Source organism: Duganella levis (assembly GCF_009857605.1).
GTDB lineage: Bacteria > Pseudomonadota > Gammaproteobacteria > Burkholderiales > Burkholderiaceae_D > Rugamonas > Rugamonas levis.
The window spans coordinates 1-10103 of sequence record NZ_WWCT01000054.1; the positions used below are offsets into that span (position 1 = coordinate 1).

General features: G+C 63.6%; 11 protein-coding genes. 5 read left to right on the forward strand and 6 right to left on the reverse strand.

Annotation, left to right across the window (positions count from 1 at the left end):
• On the forward strand, positions 1–499 hold a 499-nt coding region (locus tag GTP69_RS30145; RefSeq protein WP_161058321.1), incomplete at its 5' end, for a hypothetical protein.
• Between the two features lie 4 nt (positions 500–503).
• On the opposite strand, the gene GTP69_RS30150 is transcribed toward GTP69_RS30145, so the two are convergent.
• Positions 504–776 (reverse strand): KTSC domain-containing protein, encoded by a 273-nt coding sequence (locus GTP69_RS30150; RefSeq protein ID WP_161058322.1) that lies wholly within the window; start codon positions 774–776, stop codon positions 504–506.
• Between the two features lie 15 nt (positions 777–791).
• The gene (locus GTP69_RS30155) at positions 792–1829 is read right to left on the reverse strand and encodes a LacI family DNA-binding transcriptional regulator (RefSeq protein ID WP_161058323.1); all 1038 of its coding nucleotides are present in this window, start codon (positions 1827–1829) and stop codon (positions 792–794) included.
• Positions 1830–1967: 138 nt separating this feature from the next.
• Here GTP69_RS30155 and gudD point away from each other — a divergent pair, with 138 nt between their 5' ends.
• Together gudD and GTP69_RS30165 are read left to right on the forward strand one after the other, a co-directional pair.
• Positions 1968–3311, forward strand: a complete 1344-nt coding sequence (gene gudD, locus GTP69_RS30160; protein WP_161058324.1) for a glucarate dehydratase — start codon at positions 1968–1970, stop codon at positions 3309–3311.
• 30 nt (positions 3312–3341) lie between these two features.
• Positions 3342–4646, forward strand: a complete 1305-nt coding sequence (locus tag GTP69_RS30165) for an MFS transporter (protein WP_161058325.1) — start codon at positions 3342–3344, stop codon at positions 4644–4646.
• A gap of 56 nt (positions 4647–4702) precedes the next feature.
• On the opposite strand, the gene GTP69_RS30170 is transcribed toward GTP69_RS30165, so the two are convergent.
• From GTP69_RS30170 to GTP69_RS30180, 3 genes are all read right to left on the reverse strand, one after another.
• Entirely contained in the window at positions 4703–5347 is a 645-nt protein-coding gene (locus tag GTP69_RS30170; RefSeq protein ID WP_161058326.1) for a hypothetical protein, read from the reverse strand.
• Positions 5348–5589: 242 nt separating this feature from the next.
• Positions 5590–6396, reverse strand: a complete 807-nt coding sequence (locus tag GTP69_RS30175; RefSeq protein WP_161058327.1) for a lipid II flippase Amj family protein — start codon at positions 6394–6396, stop codon at positions 5590–5592.
• An 8-nt stretch (positions 6397–6404) separates the two neighbouring features.
• Positions 6405–6884 (reverse strand): acyl-CoA thioesterase, encoded by a 480-nt coding sequence (locus tag GTP69_RS30180; RefSeq protein ID WP_161058328.1) that lies wholly within the window; start codon positions 6882–6884, stop codon positions 6405–6407.
• A 107-nt stretch (positions 6885–6991) separates the two neighbouring features.
• Here GTP69_RS30180 and GTP69_RS30185 point away from each other — a divergent pair, with 107 nt between their 5' ends.
• Together GTP69_RS30185 and GTP69_RS30190 are read left to right on the forward strand one after the other, a co-directional pair.
• The gene (locus tag GTP69_RS30185) at positions 6992–8311 is read left to right on the forward strand and encodes a M16 family metallopeptidase (RefSeq protein WP_161058329.1); all 1320 of its coding nucleotides are present in this window, start codon (positions 6992–6994) and stop codon (positions 8309–8311) included.
• Between the two features lie 4 nt (positions 8312–8315).
• Positions 8316–9722, forward strand: coding sequence for a M16 family metallopeptidase (locus GTP69_RS30190; protein WP_161058330.1), 1407 nt, complete (start codon positions 8316–8318; stop codon positions 9720–9722).
• Here the strand turns inward: GTP69_RS30190 and GTP69_RS30195 are convergent.
• The coding region (locus tag GTP69_RS30195; RefSeq protein WP_161058331.1) for an Hpt domain-containing protein at positions 9700–10103 on the reverse strand (404 nt) is incomplete at its 5' end. The genes GTP69_RS30190 and GTP69_RS30195 overlap by 23 nt on opposite strands.

Consider the following 10103-nt stretch of genomic DNA (forward strand, 5'->3'; position numbering starts at 1 on the left):
TGAGCAGGTGGCGCGGGCCGATGCCGAGCTGGCCGGCTGGCCGGCGCAGTTGGAAAGTCAGCCGGAGCGGGTGGACCAGGCGCGCGCGGCGCTGGTGAAGGCCGAGGCGCGGGTGGCGGATGTGCATCAGGCGCGCTGCAATCCGGCCGCGCCGGATTCGGTGCACTTGGCGGCAGCGCGCCAGACCATCGAGCAGCTGGCCGAGCGCACCGTCAAGAACGCGCCGGTGGTGCTGAAGCGGGCCGGCGGCCAGGTCAAGCTGGCCAAGTCCTACAGTTCGCGCGGCGTCTGGCTGCCGGTGCGCATGACGTACACGGTGGTGCCGGTCAAGGGCAAGCCGTTTTATGCGGAGGTGGATGTGGTCAGCAGCATCACGCCGGACCGCAGGCTGGGCCAGGTGAAGACCACGCTGGCCTGCATTACCGAGCACAGCGCCAGCGACCGGCCGTCCAATTTCCGCGATGTCTGCACCGACGATCCGGCGGCGCGCCGGCGCTAAGGCGCTAAGTTTCCGACGGCGGCTTGAACAGGTCTTCGAGGTCGGCGCGGGTGGTGGGTTTGCGCACCACACCGCGCCGCCCCGTATATTCTTCCTCGATATTGTCGCGGTAGTAGCTCCACGCCGCCCCCGAGGTCGACAGCTTGCGCCACACCTCATTGCCGACACCGCTATAGTCCATGGCGCTGCCGTCGTCAAACTCCACCCGCAACAGTTTGTCGCGGGCGTCATACCCGATAGCCCGCAATTTACCCGCGTTGATGCGCTTCATTTCCATGCCGGCCTCCTTGTTTTAGGTGCTGCCGCGCTGGATCAGCTCAAAACCGGTGTCGTTCAGGCGGGCTACCGCCTTGCCGTCCACCCGGTCCAGGATCGCTTGCGCTGCCATACGTCCGATATTAGCCCCATCGACGCGTACAGTCGATAGCGGCGGATAGGTGCGGGCAGCAAAATTGAGGTCGCCGAAGCCGACCACCGCCAATTGCTGCGGTACGGACAGGCCGCGCGCGATGGCTTCGGTCAGCACGCCGTGCGCCAGCGTGTCGGAACTGCACACCACGGCGTCCATGTCGGGACAGCGCGCCAGCAGCGCTTCCAGGCCGTCGCGCCCCAGGGCGAAGGTCGACGGCAGCGGCATGATCTGCACCGCCGCCACTTCGACCCCGTGCTTGGCCAGCCCAGCCTGCAGGCCCTGGTTGCGGCGCGCCGCGCGCGGGTCTTGCACCGCCAGGATGGCGATGCGGCGGTAGCCTTGCGCCAGCAGGTGCTGGGCGATGGCGTGGCCGACGTCTTCATGCGAGAAGCCGACCATCATGTCGACCGGCGACGGCGTCAGGTCCCACGTTTCCACCACCGGCACCTGCGACGCTTGCAGCCGGCGCCGGGTGCTGTCCGTGTGCAGCGAACCGGTCAGGATGACGCCGTCGGGCCGGCGGCTGAGGATGGTCTCGACCAGCAATTCCTCGCGCCACGCTTCGTAGCTCGACAGGCCCAGCATGACCTGGTAGCCGGCGGCGGTCAGGTGGTCGCTGGCGGCCTGCGCCATGTCGGCGAAGATCGGCGTCGAAATGGTCGGCAGCACCAGGGACACCAGCCGGCTGCGCGCCGACGCCAGCGCGCCGGCCATCATGTTTTTGACGTAGCCCGTCTGCGCCACCGCGGCCTGCACCTTGGCGACCGTATTGGGCCGCACCAGGTGCGGCTGGTTCAAGGCGCGCGAGACGGTGATCGGCGACACGCCGGCCACCCGCGCCACATCGACCAGCGTGGCGCCGCTGACGCTGAGGTCGCCTTCGGGGGTGCGCAGGCTGCGCAGTTCGGTGTTGTCCATGGCGCTTGATGATAAGGGGTGATGTGCAATTGTAGCATCATACATCATTTTCAATCATTTTAGTTTCAGGTTTACCTTGAAATTACAGGCACACAAGGCTACCATCATGATGACAGCGCAATCATTTATGGAGACATCATGACCCAAAAGCCTTCCGACACGCCCCGCATTGTTGCCATGCGCGTCATTCCCGTGGCCGGCCACGACAGCATGCTGCTGAACCTGAGCGGCGCCCACGGCCCGTATTTCACGCGCAACATCGTCATCCTCACCGACAGCCTGGGCAACACCGGCGCCGGCGAGGTGCCGGGCGGCGAGAAGATCCGTCAGACGCTGGAAGACGCCCGCCCGCTGGTGCTGAACCAGCCGATCGGCAATTACCACGCCATCCTGAACGCGGCGCGCGCCGCCTTCGCCGACCGCGACGCCGGCGGCCGCGGCCTGCAAACCTTCGACCTGCGCATCGCCGTGCACGCCGTGACGGCGCTGGAAGCGGCGCTGCTCGATCTGCTGGGCCAGTTCCTCGGCGTGCCGGTGGCCGCCCTGCTGGGCGAAGGCCAGCAACGCAGCCAGGTGGAAATGCTGGGTTATCTGTTCTATGTGGGCGACCGCCAGGCCACCGACCTGCCCTACGCCGCCACCCCGGCCGACGCGCCGGACGCCTGGACCCGTTTGCGCTATGAGGCGGCGCTGACGCCGGACGCCATCGTGCGGCTGGCCGAAGCGGCCTATGAGCGCTACGGCTTCAACGACTTCAAGCTGAAAGGCGGCGTGTTTCGCGGCGAAGAGGAAATCGAGGCCGTCACCGCCATCCACGAACGCTTCCCGCAGGCGCGCGTGACGCTCGATCCGAACGGCGGCTGGCTGCTGAAGGATGCGATTCGCCTGTGCCGCGACCAGGGCGATGTGCTGGCTTACGCCGAAGACCCGTGCGGCGCCGAGAACGGTTACTCGGGGCGCGAGGTGATGGCCGAGTTCCGCCGCGCCACCGGCCTGCTGACCGCCACCAATATGGTGGCCACCGACTGGCGCGAGATGCGCCACGCGATCCAGCTGCAATCGGTCGACATTCCGCTGGCCGATCCGCACTTTTGGACCATGCAGGGTTCGGTGCGGGTGGCGCAGATGTGCCATGAGTGGGGCCTGACCTGGGGCTCGCATTCGAACAACCACTTCGACATTTCGCTGGCCATGTTCACCCATGTGGCGGCGGCGGCGCCGGGCAACATCACCGCCATCGACACCCACTGGATCTGGCAGGACGGCCAGCACCTGACCAGGAATCCGCTGCAGATCGAAGGCGGCATGGTGCAGGTGCCGCAGCGCGGCGGCCTCGGCGTGGAACTGGACATGGATGCGATCGAAAAGGCGCATCACCTGTACAACAATATGGGACTGGGCGCGCGCGACGATGCGGTGGCGATGCAGTTCCTGATCCCCGGCTGGAAGTTCAATAACAAAATGCCTTGCATGGTTCGCTAATAACAACGACAAGAACCACAAGGAGACAATATGACTACCATCGCCAGCACCACCGGCGGCGTTGCTGCCGCCCGTTCCGTTCTCGACACCGCCGTCAGCAAGGTCAAGTGGCGCATCCTGCCGCTGTTCGTGGTGATGTTCATTGCCAACTATATCGACCGCGTCAACATCGGCTTTGTCCGCTCGCATCTGGAGAAAGACCTCGGCATCGGCGCGGCTGCGTTCGGATTCGGGGCCGGCATCTTCTTCCTCGCCTATGCGGTGTTCGAGGTGCCATCCAATATTTTGCAGCAGCGCTTCGGCGCCAAGGCGTGGCTGACCCGCATCATGGCGACCTGGGGCATCGTCGCCACCTGCATGGCCTTCGTGCAGGGCGAGACCTCGTTCTACGTGGTGCGCTTCCTGCTGGGCGTGGCCGAGGCCGGCTTCTTCCCGGGCGTGGTGTATTACTTCACGCAGTGGCTGCCGAATAGCGAGCGCGGCAAGGCGATGGCGATCTTCCTCAGCGGTTCGGCGCTGGCGTCGGTGATCTCCGGTCCACTGTCCGGCGCGCTGCTGTCGATCGAGGGCGGCGGCTTCCACGGCTGGCAATGGATGTTCGTGATTGAAGGGCTGGCGTCGGTGGTGCTGTGCTTCGTGGTGTGGTTCTTCCTCGACTCGCGACCGGAAGACGCCAAGTGGCTGACCAATGAGGAGCGGCGCGAACTGGCGGCCGTGATCGAGGCCGAACGCAAAGAGCGTGACGCCAAGCGGTCGCCGCATGCCAGCATGTTCTCGCTGCTCAAGGATGGCCGCATTGCGCTGTTCTGCGTGATCTTCTTTGCCATCCAGCTGACCATTTATGGCGCCACGTTCTGGCTGCCGAGCATCATCAAGAAGATGGGCCACTTCTCGGAATTCGAGATCGGCTTGTTTAACTCGATTCCGTGGATTATCTCGATCGCGGCCATGTATATGTTTGCCACACTGGCGCAGAAATATCGCCATCAGCAGGCGTGGGTGGCGGTGGCGTTGCTGGTGGCAGCGTGCGGCATGTACGCCTCCACCACCGGCGGACCGGTGTTTGCGTTCGTGGCGATCTGCTTTGCGGCGATTGGCTTCAAGGCGGCGTCGTCGCTGTTCTGGCCGATTCCGCAAGGTTATCTGGACAGCCGCATCGCGGCGGCCGTGATCGCGCTGATCAACTCGCTGGGCAATCTGGGCGGCTTCGTGGCGCCAGCCACCTTCGGTTATCTGGAGCAGAAGACGGGTTCGATCCAGGGCGGCTTGTACGCGCTGTCCGCCGCCTCGGTGATCGCGGCCGGCCTGATCTTCCTCACGCGCCGCAACAAGTAAGTCCGGCGCCGCTGGTCGGGGCTATGCGCCGGCCAGCCGCCGGCAGTCAGCGGCAGTCAGCGGCAGTCAGCGGCACGCTGCCACCGCGTGCTGCCAGGCAGACGCAGCCAGATCGTTTGCCAGGCGTTGCGGCTGCCACAGCCATTGCTGTTGGCCAGCCGCGATGGCGTGGTCGGTCCGCTATCGCTGATGATTTGTTCGTTTTCGACTTTGGCGTAGATTGAGCGCCCGCAGTAGATGGTGCGCAGTTCGGTGCCGTTGGGCAGGAAGAGCTGCTTCCATTGGTACCCCCGGGTGACCGAGTGGCCGTTGGTCGCACCGGGTGCTGGGCTGGGTGTCAGCAGGGCGGCCGTTGTGGCGACTGGCGTTGATGCATGTGGCGCTGGGGCGGGCTGCGGCGTAATGGTTGGCGGTGATGCGGCCTGCTTCGGCGCGGACTGCGGCGCGGTTGGCGTTTCGCCGGCAGCGCTGGCGTCCCCTTCGTCGTCGCTGTCTTCGTCTTCGCTGTCTTCGTCTTCGTCTTCGTCTTCGCGCCACGGGCAGTGTGCAGCGGGCGTGGTGGCGATCCACTGTTTGATGAGTGTACTCAATGCGGCTACCGTTTTTTCGCCATAACAGCCCTCGCCGGTATGTTCGATCAGGGCCATGAATACTTTGCTCGGCAGGTACATACCGCCGATCGGGTGGTCAGGGTGGTCCATTTTCTCTCCCTCTAAAACGTCTATTTTCTCTAGAACGCTCTATTTCGCTCTATAACGCTAGAAATCACTCTAAAAATAAAGTGTTGCTCGCTCTATTCTCTCTAGATCACTCTATTTCCTCTAAAAGCTCTATTTTTTTTAGAGCGAAATCTAGCGAAATAGTTCGAAATCTAGCGTTTTAGAGCGTTCTAGAGGTTTTAGAGTTTTTAGAGCGGGAGAAAATATAGGTAGGAGTAGTGCCCTCAAATGGCCTTGGCCACGAGGGTGATGAGCAGCGCTGACGGCACCAGCAGCAGCTGCGCCAGCAAGGTGCCGGACAAACGGCTGCCGACCAGCCACACAACGGCGCGCCGGAATTGCGTTTCGCTCACCTTCCCTTCGATGACGTCATCCGTCATGCCCGACATATGCGGATCGATGAACACCGCCATCATCACCGTGGCGCCCCCGTTGATGATTGAAGACAGGGTACTGGACGTCACTCGCACCGACGGGTCCAGCACGCCAGCGTACAGCGCGGCGAACACGCCTACCGTCCACAGCGCGGTGGCGATCACATTCAACAGCGTGACCGACAGCGACACACTTTGCGTATCGCGCAAACCAGCGAGGTTGCTGGCGCGCGGCAGACTGACATTGTCCTTCACATACGACAGTCCGCCTTTGAAGAACCCATGCAAGATCAGCTTCGGCACCGAACGATGGATCTGGAAGTGCATCACGGCCCGGCAAAACACGCGCTGAAAGGTCGGAATCAACAGCGCCCCGACAATCGTGGCCAGCGAGGCCGACACCAGCAGCCAGCGAAAATCGCTCAGCAGCTCCGGGCCGGACAGCGGCATGCCGATGCTGGACTCCACCCGCTTCGCCAAAAACGGCCCGAGGAAAGAATTGGAGGTGCGCGACACCAGCACCAGAATGCTGAACAGCGCCAGCGACACCGCAATGCGGCGCGTGCGAATCCCGGCGATGCGCACCGAATACGCCAGCGTGCCAATCAGATGGATCACGAACGTCAGGAAACAGATAAACAGCAGTTGGCGATCCATCACCAGCGTCATTTCTTGCGGTTGCCGTGCACCATCTGGCGCGACTGCTTGCGCAACAAGGCCTGTTCCCAGCGCTGCTTCTGCTCTTCCGTCTCCGGCACCAGTTCCGGCACCTTGACTGGCTTGCGGTGCTCGTCCACCGCCACCATGGTGAAGTAGCAGCTATTAGCGTGGCGCACCAGCCGCTTCTGGATATTTTCCGTCACCACCCGAATGCCGACTTCCATCGACGTGTTACCGGTGTAATTGATCGACGCCAGGAAGGTCACCAGCTCGCCGACATGAATCGGCTGCAGGAACATCACCTGGTCCACCGACAGCGTCACCACATAGCTGCCGGAATAGCGGCTGGCGCACGCATACGCCACGCTATCCAGATACTTGAGAATCGTGCCGCCATGGACGTTGCCTGAGAAATTGGCCATATCAGGCGTCATCAGCACGGTCATGCTCAGTTCGTGCTCCACCCAGTTCATCGGTTTTTCCATCGCATCACTCCTGTTGTCAGTGGCTCCATGCTAGCCGTTAAACTTGTCATTCGCAAATAGTTGTCAAAAAGTTGTATGCTTTGCGCTTCTCTTGAAAAGGAACGCTCATGAAATGGAAAGTTTTGGCCGCCAGCCTGGCCATGGTACTGGGCACAACTGCCGCGCAGGCCGCCGTCAGCGCCGACCAGGTGCAGACCTTCACGCTGGCCAACGGCATGAAGTTCATCGTGCTGGAATCGCACGGCATCCCCAACGCCAATATGTACACGTTCTGGAAAGTCGGCTCGCGCAATGAGGCGCCCGGCATTACCGGCCTGTCGCACTTCTTTGAACACATGATGTTCAACGGTTCGAAAAACTTCGGCCCGAAAATGTTCGACCGCACCATGGAAGCCAAGGGCGGCTCCAACAACGCCTACACCAGCACCGACCTGACCGTGTACCAGGACTGGTTCCCGGCCACTTCGCTGGAAACCATCTTCACGCTGGAAAGCGACCGCATCGCCCACCTGAGCATTGATCCGAAAATGGTCGCCAGCGAGCGCGGCGTGGTGCTGTCCGAGCGCAGCACCGGGCTGGAGAACTCCAACATGCGCCTGCTGCGCGAAGAGGTCAACAGCGTGGCCTTCATGGCGCACCCGTATTCGTGGTCGGTGATCGGCAACGAGTCCGACATCAAGGCCTGGACCCAGCAGGATCTGGAAACCTATTTCCGCACCTATTACGCGCCGAACAATGCGGTGTCGGTGATCGTCGGCGACGTCAAGGCCGACGAGGTGAAGAAGCTGGCCACCAAGTACTTCGGCGCCATTCCGAAGCGCGCGCTGCCGCCGGCGGTGCGCACCGTCGAGCCGCCGCAGACCGGCGAGCGGCGCGTGTTCGTCACCAAGGAATCGGCCACCTCGGCCAACCTGAGCATCGCCTACAAGATTCCGCAAGCCGGCAATCCCGATTACTACGCGCTGGAGGTGCTGCAAAGCCTGCTAGCCGACGGCAAGACCTCGCGTCTCTATAAAGCGCTGGTGGAGCAGCAACTGGCGACGCAGGTCAGCGCTAACAGCCTGGACGGCTTCGATCCGGGCCTGCTGTACCTGTCCGCCGTGGCCGCCGCCAAGGTGGAACCGGCGACGCTGGAAAAAGCATTGCTGGCCGAAGTCGACAAGCTGGTCAAGGATGGCGTGACGGCCGAGGAACTGCAAAAGGTCAAGAACCAGAAATTGGTCAATCTGTACCGCGAGCAGGAAACCATCAACGGCAAGGCGCAGCAATTGGGCAATTACGAAGTCTTCTTCGGCGACTACAAGAAGATGTTCGACGCCCCCGCCGCCTACGAAAAACTGACGCCGGCCGACATCCAGGCCGTCGCCGCCAAATACCTGAAGAAATCGCAGCGCACCGTCGGCGTGCTGGCTGCGAAGGAGGATTGATACGATGAATACACCACTGACTGCCAGCGCCGCGCGCGCCGCGATCGCCACCGCCATCGCCGCCCTGCTGGCCGCGCCGGCCCACGCCGCCGAATTCCGTCTGCCCGAGTTCGACACCGTGACACTGCCAAACGGCCTGACCGTGTACCTGATGGAACGCCACGACGTGCCGCTGATTTCGGTGCGTGCCGTGGTCAAGGCCGGCGCCGTCAACGATGGCGCGCAGCCCGGCCTGTCCAACCTGACCGGCGACGCCCTGCTGCTCGGCACCGCCGCCCACAACAAGGCCAGCATCGACCAGGCCTTCGACTACCGCGGCGCACGCCTGGCCGGCGGCGCCGGCACCGAGGCCAGCACCGTGCAAGCCAACTTTGCCAAGGCCGACACGGCCGCGCTGCTGCCGCTGTTCGCCGAAATCGTCCAGCAGCCGAACTTCGACGACGCCGAGCTGGCCAAGCTGCGCGCACGCAAGGTCAACGGCATCAAGCAGGCCAAGGAAGCGCCGCGCAACGTGGTGCAGACCTACTACCGCGCCATGCTGTTCGGCGACAGCCCGTATGGCATCCCGGCCAGCGGCACCATCAGCAGCATGGCCGCGCTGAAACAGGGCGACGTGCAGGGCTATTACCAGCGCTACTACCGTCCGGACAACGCCGCCATCATCGTGGTCGGCGACTTCCAGAAGACCGCGATGCGGCAGCAGATCGAATCCCTGTTCGGCGCATGGAAAGCCAGCGGCCCGGCGCCGGCCGCGCAGGACAACGGCAAGGTGCGGGCCAGCAAGGCGCGCGTGCTGCTGGTGAACAAGCCGGACGCGATCGAAACCACCTTCCTGATCGGCGGCGCCGGCATCGCCCGCAACGACCCGGACTACGTGCAGCTGCAAGTGGTCAACACCGTGCTGGGCGGGCGCTTCACCTCGTGGCTGAACGACGAGCTGCGCGTCAACTCCGGCCTGACGTATGGCGCCAACAGCCAGTTCGCCACGCTGGCACAGACCGGCACCTTTGCCATCAGCAGCTTTACCGCGCTGCCGAAGACCGAAGCCGCATTGGCGCTGGCGCACAAGACCTACCAGCGGCTGTGGGATAAAGGGATCGATGCCGCCACGCTGGCGTCGGCCAAGGCGTATGTGAAGGGCCAGTTCCCGCCGCGCTACGAAACCAGCGAGCAGCTGGCCAGCCTGCTGGGCGATATGTACGCCAACCGGGTGGACCGGGCGCAGATCGACAACTTCACGCGTGACGTCGACAGCCTGACGCCGGAGAAGGCCAAGGCGCTGGTCGACAAGCACTTCCCGCGCAAACAGCTGCAAACGGTGTTGGTCGGCAAGGCCGAGGCGATCCGCGACATCGCCAAGACCTATGGCGAAGTCAGCGAGATCGAGATCAGCGCGGACGGCTTCCGCTAAGCAGCTGTTCGATGTCGCCGGCGACGCCGGGGCAGGCGTCCAGCACCTGCTCCAGCGGCGCCCAGGCGGCATCGTCTTCCTTGAGGGCGAGCTCGGCTTGCTGGCTCAGCGCCGCCAGGCGGTCGGCGCCGACCGTGCCGGCCAGGCCTTTCAACGTGTGCAGCGCCGGCAAGGCGGCGGTGCAGTTTTCATCGTCGCGCGCGGCTTGCAGCTGCGCCGCCAGCTTCTCGGCCTCGGCGATGAAGCTGCGCAACGCGATCAGATAAACCGACTCCAATCCCCCCAGCCGCTTCAGCGCGGCAGCGCTGTTCAAGCCGGCGTCGGGCAGCGGCCCGGATGCAGCGGCGCCATCGCCGCCAGCCCGCGGCTGAGCCCCGCCTT